Source organism: bacterium (genome assembly GCA_019695335.1).
In the GTDB taxonomy this organism is placed as follows: Bacteria; CLD3; CLD3; order SB21; family SB21; genus JABWBZ01.
The window spans coordinates 52222-70235 of record JAIBAF010000007.1; the positions used below are offsets into that span (position 1 = coordinate 52222).

The following is an 18014-nucleotide window of genomic DNA, read 5'->3' on the forward strand; positions in this document are numbered from 1 at the left end:
CCTTGTTCTATTAACACTCAAAGGTTTCCATGAATACTTATAACCCAATTCCCTACCAATTCGAACGTATGACAGAATCTACAATGATTCACCGAGCAAAAGAATTTTATGAGCACATGAATCATCGCCGTAGCATCCGTTTTTTTTCGGACAAGACTGTACCCCGCGAATGCATCGAATATGCGATTCGCACGGCCAATACGGCTCCTTCCGGCGCGCACAAACAGCCGTGGACATTTGTTATTATCGACGACCAGGAATTAAAAAAGCAAATTCGTATCGCTGCAGAAAAAGAAGAATTTATCAGTTACGAAGGCGGACGAATGACGCCAGAATGGTTAAATGCACTCGCGCCTTTGGGCACGGACTGGAAAAAACCTTTCCTGGAAATCGCGCCGTACATTATTGTTTGTTTCCGTCAAAACTATGCTGTGGACCCTCAAGGTAATCACATAAATCATTATTATGTTCATGAAAGCGTGGGAATCGCATGCGGCTTGTTGATCGCCGCTATTCATACTATGGGTTTGGTTACATTAACCCATACTCCCAGCCCGATGAATTTTTTATCAAAAGTCCTAAACCGACCCGAGAACGAAAAGCCATTTATATTATTTCCTGTAGGTTATCCGGCTGAAGACGCGACAGTTCCAGATCTGACTCGTAAACCTCTGGATCAGATCATTCAGTGGAATGACGGGCGCAAGTAAGATAATATTTGATTTTGTGGCATCCTTTTTTTATATATGCCCCTTACGAAAGTATCGCTGATAATGCCAGCGCATGGATAGGAGACAGGATCGTGTTCAAAGAAATCGAAACCCAAGACGAATTACCACAGCTCGAAAAAGAGATTCTTTCTTTCTGGAAAACGAACGCTATTTTCCAAAAAAGCGTCGATCAGAAAGATCCGGCTAAGCCCTATGTTTTTTACGAAGGCCCGCCAACCGCTAACGGGAAACCCGGTATTCATCACGTTTTAGCTCGATCAATCAAAGACTTCGTTTGCCGCTACAAAACCATGCAGGGATACCGCGTCGAACGCAAAGGCGGGTGGGACACGCACGGATTGCCGGTGGAAATTGAAGTTGAAAAGTCGCTTAAAATCAGCGGCAAAAAAGATATCGAAGCTTTTGGTATGGAAGCATTTAACAAAAAATGCTTTGAAAGCGTATGGACTTACAAAGAACTATGGGATGAACTCACTGATCGCATGGGTTATTGGGTCGATTTGAAAAACCCTTATGTCACATGCGACAGTAATTATATTGAATCTGTATGGTGGGTACTCAAACAATTTTATAACAAAAACCTCATTTACAAAGGTTTTAAAGTTGTTCCCTACTGTCCTCGTTGCGGAACACCGTTATCGTCCCATGAAGTGGCGCTGGGTTATAAAGACGTCAGCGATCCGTCTATTTATGTCAAAATGAAATTAAAAAATGAGGATAATACTTATTTCCTTGTGTGGACGACAACGCCATGGACATTAATTTCCAATGTGGCTTTAGCGGTTGGACGAGACATCGATTACGTTAAAGCGCATTACAAAGACCAGTTTCTCATTTTGGCCGAAGCGCGCGTCAAGGAAGTTTTAAAAGAAGATTATGAAATCATTGAACGTTTCAAAGGCTCTCAATTACTTAATAAAGAATACGAGCGTTTGTTTGATTACGTTCCTGTCGATAAGCGTGCTTTTTTTGTCATTCATGGAGATTTTGTTACTACCGAAGACGGAACGGGCATCGTGCACACGGCGCCGGCATTTGGCGAAGACGACTATCTCGTCTGCAAGGCCAATGACCTTCCATTTGTACGACCGGTCGATGCGGCAGGAAAATTTGAAGACATTGTAACGGATTTCAAAGGCAAATTTGTCAAAGATGCGGATCCTGATGTCATTACTAATGTCAAGCGCCGAGGCCTGTTATTTCGTTCGGAAAAATTCATGCACAGTTACCCGCATTGCTGGCGCCATCATACGCCGCTGATCTATTATGCACGGGACGCATGGTACATCCGGACAACGTCTTTCAAAGATCAGATGGTAGAAAACAATGCCAAGGTTAACTGGTTCCCTCCGGAAATCAAGGAAGGGCGCTTTGGCAATTGGCTCCGTAACAATATTGATTGGTCGCTTTCACGCGATCGTTATTGGGGAACTCCCCTGCCTTTATGGATCCATGAAGAATCCGGCGAAATGATATGCATTGGGAGCCGTGAGGAATTGCAAAAAGGAAAAATGAAAGACGGAACCTCTGTTCCGAAGGACATCGATTTACATCGACCTTATGTCGATAACATTGTTTTCGAAAAAAACGGAAAAACATTTGCGCGAACACCGGAAGTAATTGACGTATGGTTTGATTCCGGCGCGATGCCTTATGCTCAATGGCATTATCCGTTTGAAAACAAAGAAATTTTTGAACGCCAATATCCGGCGGATTTTATCTGCGAAGGCGTCGATCAAACACGCGGGTGGTTTTATTCCCTGATGGCTATTTCAACGTTTTTATTTGGCCAATCACCTTACAAAAATGTAGTTGTCAACGAACTTGTGCTTGATGGACAAGGCCGTAAAATGAGCAAATCTATCGGCAACGTCGTCAATCCTTTTGAAATGTTGGATCAATTTGGCGCCGATATTGTTCGCTGGTATTTATTGGTTAATACGCCTGTCTGGCTTCCAAAACGGTTTGACGTCGAGGGCGTGGTAGAGATTAAAAAGAAATTCTTCCGCCCGTTACTGGAAACGTACAAGTTTTTTGCCCTGTATGCCAATATCGACGGATTCGATCCTCGCGAAAAAGAAATTTCATATCAGGAACGTCCTGAAATGGACCGTTGGATTCTCTCTCGTTTGCAAACGACCATTGCTGAAGTCACGGAACACCTGGAAAGATATGATACGACCAAATCGGGCAAACTTATCCAAGAATTTGTTGACCAAGACTTGTCGAATTGGTATATTAGGCTTTCTCGGCGCCGTTTCTGGAAAGGCGAGAAAGGTCTTGACAAATCATCGGCTTACCAGACGCTGTATGAGATTTTGGTTTCGTTGTCTGGGCTGATTGCTCCTTTTTGTCCGTTTTTATCCGAACGAATGTATCGGAATCTTACTGCGGAAACAAGTAATCAGGCCATGAGTATTCACCTTTCGAATTTTCCGAAAGCTGCTGCATCGAAACAAAACAAAGCGCTGGAAGAAAAAATGAGTTCACCTCGCCGTGTCGTCCAACTTGGGCGTGCGTTACGTGAACTGAAATCTCTGAAAGTCCGTCAACCGCTGTCTAAAATTATCGTGGTAACACACGAATCGGCTGTTCGCAACGACGTAACGGATTTCAGCGATATCATCAAGTCCGAGCTCAATGTCAAAACGATAGAATTTGTCACGGACAGCGGTTCACTGGTCCGTCATAAAGTCAAACCCAATTTTAAAGCACTCGGACCGAAATTCGGTAAAAATGTCAATCGTGTGGCCGAAGTTATCAAAGGATTTGATGACCGTCATATTGAATCCATTATGCATAACGGGCAAACGTCCATCCACTTTGAAGGACATGAGTATGAAATTACTAAAAACGAAGTGGACATTCTGCATGAAGAAAAAGAAGGATTAGCGGTCCAAACCGACGGTAACCTTACTGTGGCGCTGGATACACATTTGACACAGGAATTGATCGAAGAAGGATTTGCAAGGGAGTTTATCAATCGTGTTCAGAATATTCGTAAAGATGCCGGATTCGAAGTGACCGAAAGAATACAAATTCGATACAGCGGTGGCTCGGCATTAGCAGCCGCTATACACAATCAAAAAAAATATATTATGGCTGAAACGTTATCCGTCGATATTCTTGCAGAATCAGGGAATGGTGACTTCATGAAAACGGTCGATATTAACGACGAAGAAGTGACGATCAGCGTCCAACGTGTAAAAAATTAATTGATACGACCCGTCAACCATATCACAGAGGATTGTCTATGAAGAAAAAAGATCTCGAGTATTTCAAAAAATTGATCATTGAGGAACAAAATAAAGTCCTCAAAGATATGGGATACATCAAAGAAAACCTTCTGGATTCGACGATCCGCGATGCTTCAGGCGACCACTCGGCTTATGCATTTCACATGGCCGATCAAGGAAGCGATACGTACGACCGTGAAAAAACATTCATGCTGGCCTCGCGTGAAAATAAATATCTCTCCGAACTCGTGGACGCGATGAGGCGAATTGAAGAAGGAACCTACGGCGTATGTATGATCTGCGGCAAGGACATTGAAAAAGAGCGGCTCGAAGTGGTGTTAGTTGCAAAATATCACGTGGAATGCAAACGCCAACTCGAAAAAGTAAAAAGTAAAGACGCTCAAGAAACTTCGAATTATTAAAACAGGACAGCCTTTGAAAATATATTGGGTAGCCTTTTGGATTGTTATTTTCGATCAAATATCTAAGATCGTCGTTAAAAATTATATGATGTTGCATGACTCCATCCCCCTTATTGGTACGACTGTGCAACTGACATTTTTAGAAAACCCGGGTATGGCGTTCGGTATCCGTTTTTTTGAGACCCACCCCTTCTGGGGACGATGGTTTTTTTCAGTAGTCTCTGTCGTCGCTTCAATCGGTTTGATCTGGTACATTTATAAAATGCGGCATGAAAAATTCCTGTACCGATTGTCTCTCGGTTTAATTTTAGGCGGCGCCGTGGGTAATTTGATCGATCGTGTACTCTTTGGAAGAGTTGTCGATTTCGTCGATGTGGATATTCCCGATGTCTTTGGTATGCAACGATGGCCGGTTTTTAATATCGCTGATTCGTCCGTTGTCTGCGGCATGATTATCATGACCGCATTTGTATTGTTCGCAAAACCCCATTCCGTACATCCGCCGAATGATGAAGAAATCATTTCCGGCGAACAAAAAACTATAACGGAATAAATTTTCTGACTTTTCGTTGAAATGAACCGGCACCGATGTATACGATAATGATTAATGAATTAATATATGTCTATAACTTAAGGAGAACTTATGAGCCATCCTGTTACTTTAACTGATGACAACTTCGAAAGTGAAGTGTTAAAGTCCGATAAAACCGTTATGGTGGATTTTTGGGCTACATGGTGCGCACCTTGCAGAATGATCGCTCCGGTTGTCGAAGAAATGGCTAAAGAATATGAAGGTCAAGCCAAAATTTGTAAAATCGATGTCGATGCCAACCCCGCAGTTCCCTCAAAATACGGCATCATGAGTATACCGAGCCTTCTGTTTTTTAAAAATGGTCAACTTGTCGATAAAATCGTCGGAGCCGTGCCCAAAAGTCAGTTGGTCTCACGGCTGAGTTCTGCAATGTCCAAATAATTCTTTCTCACCAGAGGAACCGCTGCACACTTTGTGTTGACAGATTTCTTACTAACAAAAAAACCGCTTTTAGTTCAAAAGCGGTTTTTTTACTCAAATGCTGTTAACACTTCATCGGAGTGTTTCGCATCTTTAAAAAACGAAAGCAGGCGTCTTAGAATACTTTCAACAATACTGTCAGGACATGACGCACCACTGGTAATCATGATCGTCACCGGCGAAGTGTTTGGAATAAAATCATCCGTTATTATTTCTTTTTTTGAATGATAATCCCAATGTTGTATCGTTTTTTGTGATAATATCTTATCAGCCGTAGTGATGAGATAAGTGGGCAGTTTCTCTTCACACAATTCAACTATATGCGAAGTATTGGAACTATTGTACCCACCTGCCACTATCGCAAAATCGGCTTTTTTGTGAAGTAGCCCGTAAGTTGCGCTCTGATTATCATTTGTTGCATAACACAACGTATCACCCGTATCGGCAAAATGATCACTCGCAGTTGCATCCGACAAGTGAAATTTCCGAATCATAACATTTTTTAAATAATCGGCTATAGCTTGCGTATCGCTCGCCAGCATAGTCGTCTGATTGACTACACCGATACGGTTAAGATCTTTCAATACATCAAAACCTTCCGAATATTGCCCGGCAAAAATTTCGTAGAATGAATTCATCGGTTTCTCACCCGATATGATAGCACCCAATTCTTTGGCTTGCATCATGTCCCTCACAATCACGGTCGGAGCGTGAATATAACTATGCGAAAACGTTGCGCGCGTTTCCTCGTGCAATGGCTTACCATGAATAACTACCGTATAACGATCCTGACCAATCGTTGCAGCCTTGTTCCAGACTTTTTCGACAAACGGACATGTCGTATCATACTGATAGGATTGAATTCCAATTGAATGCAATTTTTTTTCAATTTCAATAGTTGTGCCAAAGGCCGGAACCAGCACTACATCATCCGAAGTAAGTTCGTCCCAATCGACAATTTGCGAGCCGTCAGTCCGCATAATGAACTTTACTCCCCGGCTTTGTAAATCTTTATTAACCTCAGGATTATGGATCATTTCGCTTAACAAAAATAATCTCTTACCCGGATTTTCTTCAATTGCTTTGTAAGCAATTTCAATGGCATTTTCAACCCCATAACAAAAACCAAAATGTCGTGCAATCAAAAATATTACAGGTCCAAAATCAAGCTGTGTCGGTGAAAAATCTTTTTTCTTCTGATCAAAATTCTTACGATAGTTTTTGATTGTCGTAATAATCGGGCTTTTATAGAATTCAGGTATATTAAATTTTTTCATTTTTTCTGTTGTTTTAAAAAGCGAAGTAAATTTATCAAAATATCCAGAAATTCAAACAGATATTTTTACTAAACCGGTTAAACGAACATGCATGCTTATAGTCAAATGGTGTTCAACAGCATGGCCTGCTCATTTAATCCATGAAATATATTTTTATTATTCATATCTTATAGTAACAAGTGAAAGGCTTCAGTGAGCAAATTTATTCGAATAAGGCTTGGCGGATTCTTGATGATCGTTCCTATGCCTCAATTCAATGACGAACAATTGAAACTGCTGTTCGGTGTTGTTTTGTCGCTTTTGCTTAATACTTTGTTGATAATATTTTTAAAATTTTTGACACCTGCTTCCGTTATCCATAATACTTTTTCTGACCCGCAGAAAATCATTACGTTAAATCTGCAGGAAGATAAGGCGCTACAAAAAGCTAAAGAATTATTAGCCAACCCTTTGGCTAATCGGCAAAAACCTGGCGATGCCAAAATACTTTCTGATGTTGATTCCAAAGGTTTGAAAGAAATTCCCGATGAAATGAAAAATTCTCAAACCATTACTATGGCGCCATCCGGAAATACAAAAGAAGGAATAGATAAAAGTAAAGAAGATATTAATACGAAAGAAGACGATTTCGACAATACCAAAAATGTCCGACCATTTCTTAAAGCCGGAGACAAACCGTCTATTATGGACTATATCACCGGTAATAAATCTTCCAATAAAGAAAAGAATACAGGTGTAGGTCAATTGTATGAATTGAGCACTTACCGATGGGATTTTGCACCTTATATGCTCAAATGGAAGGATAAAATGACCGGTAAATGGTACGAAATTACTTCGCGTATCAATTTCTACCAATTTGCAAATCTTGGAACAATTTTGGTATACGTAAAAATGGACCGCAACGGTAAATTGCTCGATTCAAAAGTCCTTGAATATAATTGCGACAAATCTTTTGTAGCTCCCGCGTATGCATCGATCATTAATTCTTTTCCTCTTGACCCTCTTCCTGAAACTTTTCCGGACGAATTTCTCGAAACCACATGGACCATCACTATTACAAATTAGCCCGATTTCTTCATTGCTGTAATGATTTTTCGGCATCTAGCTTTTACAGCAGGGCTACCTACTTTCAATGCCTTTTCGATTACCGGTTGAACTAATTTGATCAATTTGGGCTTACTTTGTGCCAAATTCGCCATGGCTTGCAGGCAATTAACCCGAACAATATTACTTTTTCTTTCAGATTGAAACCAACCGATCAGTAATTTAATGATTCTCCTGGTTTCGACACTATTCCACTTTACATACGACAACATGAGAGCTACATGCCAACGTACTTCATGCTGCTCAATGGGCGCTATGGAGTGTAGTAAAACATGTTTATATGGCTCGAGCCAATCGGGATATTTTGCTGTTATTTTTTCTAACGCATCTGCTGCGCGCATTTTAAGCAACGGATCCTCGCTCATAACCGCCGTAAACAATTCGCTGATTTTTTCAGGATGTTTTAAAATTTCTTCAACGATTCGATTGGATCGGCCGATAGAGCGGCGGTCCCCGCCTTTGAGGCGGTCAGTAATGGCAGACATCAATTATACCTGAATCATTTTAAAACTGCGGTGTGAATCGCTGAGGCGCCCCAGGTTGGTGCGTGTTCGATAGCATTCATTAACTGTGCGGGTTTATCAATCACACTCCAGATATTCCGGTGTTTTTCTGACATGAATTTTTCAGCAATACATTTATCCAACATCGCAAGCAAGGGATCGTAATAGCCTTCGAGATTAAAAATGATAATGGGTTTAGTGAATTGGCCAAGTCGCTTGAGCGTAATCGCTTCGAGTAATTCCTCCAAAGTGCCGCATCCGCCCGGCAAAGCTAACAATGCATCGACGCCTTCTAAAAACTTTTTCTTTCTCGCGTGCATATCATCCACAAAATGAACTTCGTCCAGCTTTTTATGGTCCCATTCAACCTCACGCATAAAATGCGGCATGATCCCGATAATACGCCCGCCGCGTTCCACCATTCTGTCGGCTAAACAACCCATGAGGCCTTGCGCTCCACCGCCAAATACAACTTCAACCTTATTATCGGCAAGAACATCGGCAATCGCGCGAGTTGCAGTAAAATATTTTTGATGAACCTGAGCGCTTGAAGCACAATATATACAAATACGTTTGATCATAATTTGAAAATTGGTATTAATGTTTTTTCTTAAAATCTGCCAGCCAATACGCTTCCTTAGCCGTTGATTCGTAGCGATTTGCCTGGGCCAGCGCTAAAGACCATTCATATTGAAATTTTTGCAGAACAACATAAGGAGCATCTGTTGGCGCTACCCTGATATTGGAAAGTGGTAAAGTATTGTGAACTTCTACGAAAGGTAAGTTTAGAGAATCCTGATTGTCTGCATTCAATTTACTCAGTACAATATCGGTATGAAACTCGCGAAATAAGATCTTTGAATCGCGTGTAGCCGCATACGCCGACATTTCATTAGAGATAATCTTGATTTTGCGATTTAACCGGATATCCGTATCAAGCTGACGTATCTTCTGTTCCATTGTTTTAGCATAATGTAAGAATTTATCATGTTGATCCATCAAAAAATCGGCTTTTTGTGACATCAATTCGGCGTCGTCATTACGACTGATTTTGACATTTTGGATTACTATATCAATAGGCTCTGCTTCCATCAACTGCATCGCCGATTTTTCATGTATCATGGCTTGTAAAGTATCCGTCATCATTTCACGCAAAACACCCGCCGAATATTTCGTTTTTGTAATTCTACCGATCAGTGCTTCAATTTCTTCGGACATTAAATTGGTCATCGATTCAATTTTTACATGATTCGTTTCGCGATGCGCCAAAATCAACTTGTCCAATTTAACAAATTGCTGCGATAAGTCTTCAGATTCTTTTAAGAGGTTCTTCAATTGAATTTTGCCAAACCATCCGAGATCTTCTTTTTCTTTTAAATCTCCGATGGTCAGGATCATGGTTTCATATTGAAGCAGCATGAGCCGTTTGGCTTGATTAAGCGTGACCAAATCCTGTCTGGATTTTTCGAGATACGCCCTGATATCTTTAATGGCTGTAGATGCAAATACTGTAGTGGAATCTTGCGAATGCAGTAAAGCGCTTGCAATCAATGTCGTATACAGAAAAATTATGGAAATAACTTTACTCATTTACACTAACCCGTACTTTTCGAGCTTGTAATAGAAAGCGCTTGTCTTGACGCCCAGAATACGTGCGGCTTCGCTTCGAACGCCTTGAGATTTTGATAGCGCTTTTTCAATCATGGATTTTTCAATTTTTTCCAAAGCCGAGTCCAATCCCATTTTTTCAACGTCTTCGAGTTGAACGCCGAATTCTGAAACCGTTTGGCCGAGGCTTGCAAAATCATCAACCGTAAGCTGATTATTATTCGACAAGACAACAGCGCGTTCGATTACATTTTCGAGTTCGCGGACGTTGCCGGGCCAACGGTAGTGAGATAAATGGTCATAAATTTCAGAACTGATTTGAATGTGCCGGCGGGCCAAATCCTTTTCAAGACGTTGCACAAAAAAATCAATTAATTTGGGTATATCTTCGCGACGATCACGCAAAGGCGGAAGATGCAGCGGAATAATATGTAATCGGTAATACAAATCTTCCCGGAATGATCCGTTTTTCACGGCCTCCTGAAGATTTTTATTGGTAGCGGCGATGATACGTGTATCGACACTCAATGTCTCTTCCCCGCCGACGCGCTCGAATTCCTGTTCTTGCAAAACCCGTAGCAACTTTACTTGTACATTCTGGGAGATTTCACCGATTTCATCAAGAAAAAGTGTTCCTGTGTCGGCAAGCTCAAACCGCCCCTTTTTTGTTTTAATCGCGCCTGTAAATGAACCTTTTTCATGTCCAAATAATTCGCTTTCAAGCAACGTTTCACTTAAGGCTGCGCAATTAATTTTTATAAAAGGTTTGTCTTTTCGCTGGCTACTATAATGAATGGCGCGTGCAACGAGTTCTTTACCTGTTCCGCTCTCTCCATAGATTACAACTGAACTGTCAGAAGCGGCACTTTTCTGGACGAGCTGAAAGATTTCAACCATTTTCGGAGATGTGCCAATAATTTCGCCAAAATTATATTGTCCCTCAATTTCTTCGCGAAGGTACAAATTTTCTTCAGTGGTTCTGATGAATTGCCGCCGCTCAAGAAAAATTCGCGCGATTTTTTCGATTTTTACCGATAATTCATCCGGAGAAAACGGTTTGGTAATAAAATCTGCCGCACCTAATTTCATCGCTTCAACGGCCACATCGACGGTACCAAATGCCGTAATCAGAATAACTTCCGTGTCGGGAGCCACTGATTTGATTTCTTTGAGAACGGTCAGTCCGTCCAACGGGCTCATCTTATAATCGGTAATAACCAGATCCGATCGGTGTTTTTTGAATAGCGACAATGCATCGCGACCATTGGAAGCCGTGACGATTTGATACTGTTGTTTTTGTAAAACTTCAGTGATGCCTTCACGCATCGTCGCATTATCTTCTACGACAAGAATTTTGATGGGATCGCTCATGCGGTGAGAGTTAGAACTTGCCGTCTTTATACTTCTGGTAGGTTTCTTTATTCTTAGGATCGATCTCTATCAGACGGTCAAATACGTTTTTATCCGAAGACGTTTCAAATATTTTACAAATTTCGTAATAATGAACTTGCATAAAACGCTCGGTATGATTTTTAGTCAGAACTTGCGTCAATAATTTTTCAATTATATCCAATGATTTGAGAATATTTTTTCTTCCGGTTTCCGTATCACCCTCATCAAAAAAATTATACTTACCTTCGTAATAAAAATCCTTCATTTCACGATAAGGCTGATAGCGAATGTCGAGAAATTGATCGGCTTTTAACTGACGGTCGTCCCATCCTGAAGCATTGTACGTTACAAAAGCTTTACCCTGCGCGGCTATTCCGCTCGCCTTCTGGAAAAACGGAGTTCCAAGAAATTTGCCGACGGTATCCAATTCATCGCCGATCATCAGATAAACATAAAAGTTAATTATGCTGAGAAAGGGATCGATGACATTGTCATCATGGTAAAGATTAAATGATTTTTTGACGTCAAAAATGCAACTGTTATCCAGAAATTGAAGTTCTTTCCCATTCGTAATATAGATAGTCGTATACACGCGTTTATTTTCACCGGCATCCGTAACCTTTTCAAGAAAGAACTGGATATCTACATTCAACGGTGTAGCATCGCCGGTTTTGGACCAGTCGTAATTATTCATGTATTCAAGAACTTTAGTTTCAAATCCTTCGAAGAGATCAAGGTTACGGCCTTGAAGCTTATCACGGATAACTTTGACAGACCCGACAATTTTCTGGGCATGAAGCTGTATTCCCCCGGCACTAAGCAATAGCAATAATGTTATTAATCGTATGACCATAATGTTTATTTTAAAAACTCCTGAACATCTGCGATTTCGTAAGTTCCTTTGCCAAGCCATCCACCGCCATCGACGGTAATCACTTCACCTGTTATATACTTTGAATAGTCAGAAAGTAAAAAGAGTAAGGTATGAGCCACTTCATTGGGTTCTCCGAAACGGCGTTGAGGAATACGGCCGGACATCCGTTCACGTTGTGCCGCTTCGCCCCAAAGATTCTTTTCCGTGCCTTCAGTTCTGAACGCTCCGGGCGCAATGGCGTTGACCCGAATTCCGTACCGAGCCCATTCAACAGCAAGGGTACGTGTCATTGCGAGTACGCCCGCTTTCGCACTGGCTGAATGGATAACGCCGGGCTCCGAAGCCCATGCATATGTCGCAATAATATTGACGATATTACCATGCCCTTGTGCAATCATCCGCTTACCCGCGGCACTTGAACAGTAAAATGTCCCGTTCAAAACAATATCAATAACTGCATTCCAACCGTTGACTGATAATTTCTCAGCGGCACACATAAAATTACCCGCGGCGTTATTAACTAAAACATCAATACGCTTGAATTGATCTGAAGCTGTATCGACCATGTGCTGAACGTCTTCCGGATTACGGACGTCAGCTTTAACAGTCAAAACTTTGCTGCCTGATTTCGCAATGAGGTGCGCGGTTTCATCCAGTACCTCCTGACGCCGGCCAGCAATCACGATATTGGCGCCACGCGATGCGCATTCCAGCGCCATCGCTTTGCCAAGTCCGGTTCCGCCGCCGGTAATGAGCACAACTTGTTCATCCAGAAATCTTTCGGTCAACACGAATACTCCGGTTTAAAAATTTAACCATGCGCAACGGCAGCTTCTTCAGTCTTTTCATAATACATGATCCTTCCGCAGAATTCACAGGTGCGAATGGCATCGCGTTTACGCAGTTCGATGATAATTTGAGGGGGAACCTGATTGAAACATCCTCCGCAACAATCCCGGATAATCGGCGCGACCGCAAGTCCGTTTTTGGCTGAACGGATCCGTTCATATTTATTGACAATATCCTTCCGGATCAGAGGTACAATAGCCGATCGCTTATCCTTCAATTCCGATTCTTCCTTAGCCGTTTCTTCTACCTTCTTATTCAATTCACCTTCGCGCTCTTTGAAATCGTTCTGTAATACGGATAATTTTTCTTCCTTAGGCTTCAGACCTTCTTCCAACTCCATTACTTTGAGATCAATCTCTGTCATGCGTGTTTTGATGCGGTTGGTCTCTTGCTCGCAAAATTCGATTTGTGCCGATGTAGCCTCATATTCGCGGTTGGACGTCGCTTTGTAAAGTTGGTCCTGATATTTGGTTAACTTTTCGGCATTTAATGTCTGTTCGTTGTCTAAGTCTGAACGTTCGGACTGAAACGTTTTAACGGACAATTTATCCGAATCGATTTCTTCCTGCAATTCGTTCAATTCCGATTTCAGGCTCTCAACTTGTTTCGGAAGATCGCCTCTTAACATTTCGATTTCATATAATTTTGTATCTACAGTTTGAAGCGCAACAAGATTTTCAATTGTTTTTTGCAATGTATGCCTCCTTCACATTAGAAAAAAAATGCACTAAATAAATTATTTAGTGCATTATAACAAGGTTTGGATTTCGTACGTTCAATAGTATCCCGGCGTAAATAAGGTTTTCGCGCCGTAATCTTTGTCCATTGGTGTGTAAAATATTGACCGTTCATGAATATCAATTGATTCCTATTTGCCTTGAAATTTTGGAGTACGTTTCTCGACAAATGCATGTAATCCTTCTTTAGCATCGGAGCTCTTGAATAAAAGTGATTGCAATTCCCGCTCGAGAGCAAGACCCTGTTCCAAGCCGACTTCCAATCCGGTTTGAACCGAACGTTTGATATGCCCGACAGCCATGGCCGCTTTATTCGGTGTTGTAAATTGTTTTGCATACGCCATTACTTGTTCCATAAATGCGGCGCCATTACCTTCATATATATAATTAACAACACCCATATCAAGCGCTTCTTCGTATGAAAATTTTCTTCCTGTAGCCATCAATTCAATCGCTTTGGTACGACCGACTAAGCGCGCAAAACGTTGCGTTCCGCCTGTTCCGGGCAATACGCCAAGCGCGACTTCCGGCAAACCAATTTGACCGCCGTCTTTACGCGCAATACGGATATCCGCTGCCATGGCTATTTCCAGACCGCCGCCTACGCAGTGGCCATTGAGCGCAGCAATAACGATTTTTGGTGTATGCTCAAGTCTTAGTAACGTTTCGTTAGCATGTAAGCAAAAGTAATACTTCCATACAGGATCAGCCTTGCTCAACATATCGATATTAGCTCCAGCGCAGAAGAATTTTTCACCCAAACCCGTAATGACAATGGCATTGACGTTTTCATCAAACCGGGCTTTGAGAATTGCCGCATCGAGTTGCATCATCATCTCATGCGTGTAAGTATTCGCCGGCGGATCGGTCAATGTCAATATGCCCACCCGATCTTTGACTTCGTATTGCACTAAAATTTTGTCTGACATACATGTTCTCCGTTAAGTTTGAGTTTAAAGTTATAGTTATATGAAAATTTTTAAATGATAGCCGTATGGGTTCGAACAAGGCTCAAGAATTCATTCCGCGTACGCTGATCTTCTTTGAATACACCGAGCATACAACTGGTCGTCGTGAGGCTGCGTTGCTTTTCGACGCCACGCATCATCATGCACAGATGCTGCGCTTCTACGATGACACCGACGCCTTGTGGATGCAATGCGTCCTGAATAGCATTGGCGATTTCCATCGTCAGGCGCTCCTGCACCTGCAGGCGATGGCTGAAAATATCGACGACGCGCGGCAATTTGCTCAATCCAATGATTTTACCATTGGGAATATAAGCAATGTGACACTTACCGAAAAACGGAAGCATGTGATGTTCACATAAACTGTACATCTCGATTTCTTTTACCAACACCATCTCATTGAAATCGACGTCGAAGATAGCCGAGTTGATAATTTTTTTCGGATCGGATTTATATCCGCTCAGCAAAAAATCATAGCTTTTTTCGACCCGTTTGGGAGTGTCTTTCAAACCGTCGCGATCAGGATTCTCAGCATAATTGACTAATAACTGGCGAATCAGTTTTTGTGTTTCCACGAATAGCCTTTATTCTAAAAGAAAAACCCTGAAAACGTTGTGATTTCAGGGTTTTGTAATAGAAACATTTAAAAATTTAAATGAGCCGTCTGATGCAATTCCAGGAATATATTTTTTCTTATGTGTGATAAATTTCAAATTCATTGCGTGTAAAAAATTGTCAATGGAGCATTTTTTCTCACCTGATGAGAAAAGCGCAGTCAAGATATTGAATGCCTATTAGGAATGCAAGAAAAAATTTTAAATTTTAGAACTATCGGAAGGTATGCCGCTATGGGGCATCAGAATGACGATGTCCCCTCCTTCACGATCCATCGCTTTTTTAAAAACGTCGATCGGATAAGAAAAATCTTTCCCGCGTTTAGTCCCGACGTCATTGGTAATAATGCGATCGTTGGTATAACCAATAATGGTCACCATGTGATATTCCGGACCCGGTGGCTTGTAATACGGATTGTTCAACGTTCGCCCGTACGTCGGCGCTACAACCGGATAACCTTGCGCGATCGCTTGTTTGATATCCAATATAGTAGCGTCACGAATGATTTTAATTTCATCGTCTTTATAACCGAAATATCCCATCATCATCATTTTGACGCTGTCCGCGTGAATATCTTTGTGAACGCCAAAATGCTTTTCCTGCCACGCAATCATGTCTTTAAGCGTAGAATCGACGCGGTCAAGGTCGATGGTTTTGATGCCGTTAAAATAATAAACAGCCTGAAGAACAGCGGCTTCTTCGCAACTTGCATGATGAATATGCCAGCTCTCCTCGGTAGGAAATGGTGACTGACAAAAAGATGGAACAATTAAATAGGCTTTTTCAGGAATCAGCGGCTGTACAGCCGATTGCTCAATCGATTTGGTAATAGATTGATTAATCACATCGGTAGAACCAATTTGCTTCATCGTTTCAGCGTTAGCACGATCTAATTGCATTCGATAGATGTAATTTTCAATTTTAGGATATAACAAAAAACCGGCCAGTGTCAATGCTACACAACCCAGAATAATAACGGCGTATACTTTCTTTTTCATCTATCGTCCTGAATTTTTTGTTAATTTCAACGCTGCTGGTAAATAATCGATCAGATCACCAGCTATTAGACCTTCTTCTGTTTTGTCAGCTTTAGCCAAATCGCCCGCGAGTCCGTGTAAAAATGCCCCGGAGTATCCGGCTTTTTCAGAATCTAAACCTTGTGCCATTAATCCTGCAATAATGCCTGTTAAAACGTCTCCGCTGCCGGCCGTTGCCATACCGGGATTACCTGTAACATTAATCAGCGCCGGTCCGGTCGCTGATGCAATAATGGTCGGTGAGCCTTTTAACAGAATAGTTTTATGCAATCGGCGCGAGTGCGTGCGCACGGACACAACGCGGTCCTGTAATAATTTTTCTTTTTCAACGCCTGATAGCATGGCAAATTCGCCAGCGTGTGGCGTAAAAATAACATCGGCGGGAATATCAGCCACTAATTCAAATTCTCCAGCTAAAGCATAAATTCCGTCCGCATCAACTACCGCCGGCTTACCAAGTTTACGACAAATTTCCTGAACCAATTTAACAGTTTGTTCGTGCTGTGAAAGCCCAGGGCCGATAGCCAATACGTTACACCACTCAACAAGACTTTGCAGTTTTTCAAGTGCAGCCCACGCAATCGAACCTTCGGGAGTTTCAGCCACTCCGATGGTCATTACTTCCGGTAAAGCTGTTTGAAAAATTGGTGTCAGACTTTCCGGTACGGCTAATTTTACCAACCCGGCACCAGAACGCAAAGACGCTTTGGCTGTCAACATTGCAGCGCCGGTCATTTCGCGTGAACCTGCAATGATTAAAACTTTACCAAACGAGTATTTATAACTATCATGTAAACGCGGTTTCAAAAGTTTCCGCACGTCACTCTGTTCAATCATCAATACATCACCGCCACGCGTAAGTTCCGGCGGAAACCCCAGATCGGCAACGCGTAACGTTCCGGAATAATTGCGTCCCTCTCCGAAAATTAAACCTTTTTTGGGAAGCCCCATTGTGATCGTCATATCGGCGGCCACGGCTACTCCTGCAGGTTTCCCCGATTCTCCCTCCAGCCCTGATGGAATATCTACGGCATATACCTTTGATCCAAAATTCGTTTTCCATTCGTTGATTTTAGTAACCAATTCAAGTAATAGAAATTCCAGATTTCCTTTTGTGCCGGTACCCAAAAGGGCATCAATAATAATATCCGGTGAATCGGTTGGCAATTCCGATACGGATTGAACGAAAATGGGTTGAATTCCCGCGGCTATCATTTTGTTATACGGAATCAAAATATCCATTTTCATATTTTGTACGGAACCGAGAGCAAAAACTTTTGGTTCAAGGCCCGCCGATTTTAGATACCGCGCGGCTACAAAACCGTCCCCTCCATTATTGCCTTTTCCGCAAAAAACATAAACCGACTGAGTTCCAGAAAATTGTACGGCATCGGCAACGGCTTTGCCGGCACGATCCATCAGCGATTCCTGCGAAACGCCATAGTCATGGATCGTCTTTCGGTCAATTTCCTGCATTTCAATCGGTGAAACGATTCTAAGCATGCATACTCCGTCAGAAATGGATTAAGCAGAAAGGTGTGATTACAGGCAAGTATTGGTCGGAATGAGAGGATTTGAACCTCCGACCCCTCCCACCCCAAGGGAGTGCGCTATCCGGGCTGCGCTACATTCCGATATAAAATTTTTCA

At 42.0% G+C, this 18014-nt stretch carries 18 protein-coding genes and 1 tRNA gene; 6 read left to right on the plus strand and 13 right to left on the minus strand.

The window, feature by feature from the left end:
* Positions 1-29: 29 nt before the first annotated feature.
* The 5 genes from K1X84_03060 (at position 30) to trxA (ending at position 5362) form a co-directional block, all read left to right on the plus strand.
* Positions 30-710 carry a nitroreductase family protein gene (locus tag K1X84_03060; GenBank protein MBX7150594.1) on the plus strand — a complete coding sequence of 227 codons (681 nt, stop codon included), beginning with the start codon at positions 30-32 and terminating at the stop codon, positions 708-710.
* Positions 711-802: 92 nt separating this feature from the next.
* Positions 803-3946 carry an isoleucine--tRNA ligase gene (ileS, locus tag K1X84_03065; protein MBX7150595.1) on the plus strand — a complete coding sequence of 1048 codons (3144 nt, stop codon included), beginning with the start codon at positions 803-805 and terminating at the stop codon, positions 3944-3946.
* Between the two features lie 38 nt (positions 3947-3984).
* On the plus strand, positions 3985-4389 hold the full coding sequence (locus tag K1X84_03070; GenBank protein MBX7150596.1) for a TraR/DksA family transcriptional regulator: 405 nt from the start codon (positions 3985-3987) through the stop codon (positions 4387-4389).
* A 13-nt stretch (positions 4390-4402) separates the two neighbouring features.
* On the plus strand, positions 4403-4942 hold the full coding sequence (gene lspA / locus K1X84_03075) for a signal peptidase II (protein ID MBX7150597.1): 540 nt from the start codon (positions 4403-4405) through the stop codon (positions 4940-4942).
* 90 nt (positions 4943-5032) lie between these two features.
* On the plus strand, positions 5033-5362 hold the full coding sequence (trxA, locus tag K1X84_03080) for a thioredoxin (protein ID MBX7150598.1): 330 nt from the start codon (positions 5033-5035) through the stop codon (positions 5360-5362).
* A gap of 89 nt (positions 5363-5451) precedes the next feature.
* Here the strand turns inward: trxA and K1X84_03085 are convergent, their stop codons facing one another.
* Positions 5452-6678, minus strand: a complete 1227-nt coding sequence (locus K1X84_03085) for a 4-hydroxy-3-methylbut-2-enyl diphosphate reductase (protein MBX7150599.1) — start codon at positions 6676-6678, stop codon at positions 5452-5454.
* Between the two features lie 231 nt (positions 6679-6909).
* On the opposite strand from K1X84_03085, the gene K1X84_03090 reads away from it, so the two are divergent.
* Positions 6910-7743, plus strand: coding sequence for a hypothetical protein (locus tag K1X84_03090; GenBank protein ID MBX7150600.1), 834 nt, complete (start codon positions 6910-6912; stop codon positions 7741-7743).
* Here K1X84_03090 and K1X84_03095 read toward each other — a convergent pair.
* The 12 genes from K1X84_03095 to K1X84_03150 all read right to left on the minus strand — a co-directional run bounded on the left by K1X84_03095 (position 7740) and on the right by K1X84_03150 (position 17999).
* Positions 7740-8267: a hypothetical protein gene (locus K1X84_03095; protein MBX7150601.1), complete on the minus strand. Its 528-nt coding sequence runs from the start codon at positions 8265-8267 to the stop codon at positions 7740-7742. The genes K1X84_03090 and K1X84_03095 overlap by 4 nt on opposite strands.
* Positions 8268-8281: 14 nt before the next feature.
* Positions 8282-8869 carry a TIGR00730 family Rossman fold protein gene (locus K1X84_03100; GenBank protein MBX7150602.1) on the minus strand — a complete coding sequence of 196 codons (588 nt, stop codon included), beginning with the start codon at positions 8867-8869 and terminating at the stop codon, positions 8282-8284.
* A 13-nt stretch (positions 8870-8882) separates the two neighbouring features.
* Entirely contained in the window at positions 8883-9875 is a 993-nt protein-coding gene (locus K1X84_03105) for a hypothetical protein (protein ID MBX7150603.1), read from the minus strand.
* Positions 9876-11264 carry a sigma-54 dependent transcriptional regulator gene (locus K1X84_03110; GenBank protein ID MBX7150604.1) on the minus strand — a complete coding sequence of 463 codons (1389 nt, stop codon included), beginning with the start codon at positions 11262-11264 and terminating at the stop codon, positions 9876-9878.
* Positions 11265-11274: 10 nt separating this feature from the next.
* Positions 11275-12138, minus strand: coding sequence for a DUF4835 family protein (locus K1X84_03115; protein MBX7150605.1), 864 nt, complete (start codon positions 12136-12138; stop codon positions 11275-11277).
* Positions 12139-12143: 5 nt separating this feature from the next.
* Entirely contained in the window at positions 12144-12932 is a 789-nt protein-coding gene (fadH, locus tag K1X84_03120) for a 2,4-dienoyl-CoA reductase (protein MBX7150606.1), read from the minus strand.
* Between the two features lie 38 nt (positions 12933-12970).
* Positions 12971-13702 (minus strand): hypothetical protein, encoded by a 732-nt coding sequence (locus K1X84_03125; GenBank protein ID MBX7150607.1) that lies wholly within the window; start codon positions 13700-13702, stop codon positions 12971-12973.
* Between the two features lie 174 nt (positions 13703-13876).
* Positions 13877-14674, minus strand: coding sequence for an enoyl-CoA hydratase/isomerase family protein (locus K1X84_03130; GenBank protein MBX7150608.1), 798 nt, complete (start codon positions 14672-14674; stop codon positions 13877-13879).
* Between the two features lie 50 nt (positions 14675-14724).
* Positions 14725-15288: a GTP cyclohydrolase I FolE gene (gene folE / locus K1X84_03135; protein MBX7150609.1), complete on the minus strand. Its 564-nt coding sequence runs from the start codon at positions 15286-15288 to the stop codon at positions 14725-14727.
* A 240-nt stretch (positions 15289-15528) separates the two neighbouring features.
* Positions 15529-16326 (minus strand): C39 family peptidase, encoded by a 798-nt coding sequence (locus K1X84_03140; GenBank protein ID MBX7150610.1) that lies wholly within the window; start codon positions 16324-16326, stop codon positions 15529-15531.
* Complete coding sequence (locus tag K1X84_03145; GenBank protein MBX7150611.1) at positions 16327-17868, minus strand: NAD(P)H-hydrate dehydratase; 1542 nt, start codon at positions 17866-17868, stop codon at positions 16327-16329.
* A gap of 53 nt (positions 17869-17921) precedes the next feature.
* Positions 17922-17999 (minus strand) — tRNA-Pro (locus K1X84_03150).
* Between the last annotated feature and the right edge of the window lie 15 nt (positions 18000-18014).

Coding starts and splice junctions, on each gene's coding strand:
- K1X84_03090 (MBX7150600.1), top strand. CDS start 6,910: ATGATCGTTCCTATGCCTCAATTCAATGACGAACAATTGAAACTGCTG.
- K1X84_03115 (MBX7150605.1), bottom strand. CDS start 12,138: ATGGTCATACGATTAATAACATTATTGCTATTGCTTAGTGCCGGGGGA.
- K1X84_03085 (MBX7150599.1), bottom strand. CDS start 6,678: ATGAAAAAATTTAATATACCTGAATTCTATAAAAGCCCGATTATTACG.
- K1X84_03130 (MBX7150608.1), bottom strand. CDS start 14,674: ATGTCAGACAAAATTTTAGTGCAATACGAAGTCAAAGATCGGGTGGGC.
- K1X84_03060 (MBX7150594.1), top strand. CDS start 30: ATGAATACTTATAACCCAATTCCCTACCAATTCGAACGTATGACAGAA.
- trxA (MBX7150598.1), top strand. CDS start 5,033: ATGAGCCATCCTGTTACTTTAACTGATGACAACTTCGAAAGTGAAGTG.
- K1X84_03070 (MBX7150596.1), top strand. CDS start 3,985: ATGAAGAAAAAAGATCTCGAGTATTTCAAAAAATTGATCATTGAGGAA.
- K1X84_03145 (MBX7150611.1), bottom strand. CDS start 17,868: ATGCTTAGAATCGTTTCACCGATTGAAATGCAGGAAATTGACCGAAAG.
- K1X84_03095 (MBX7150601.1), bottom strand. CDS start 8,267: ATGTCTGCCATTACTGACCGCCTCAAAGGCGGGGACCGCCGCTCTATC.
- K1X84_03105 (MBX7150603.1), bottom strand. CDS start 9,875: ATGAGTAAAGTTATTTCCATAATTTTTCTGTATACGACATTGATTGCA.
- K1X84_03140 (MBX7150610.1), bottom strand. CDS start 16,326: ATGAAAAAGAAAGTATACGCCGTTATTATTCTGGGTTGTGTAGCATTG.
- K1X84_03110 (MBX7150604.1), bottom strand. CDS start 11,264: ATGAGCGATCCCATCAAAATTCTTGTCGTAGAAGATAATGCGACGATG.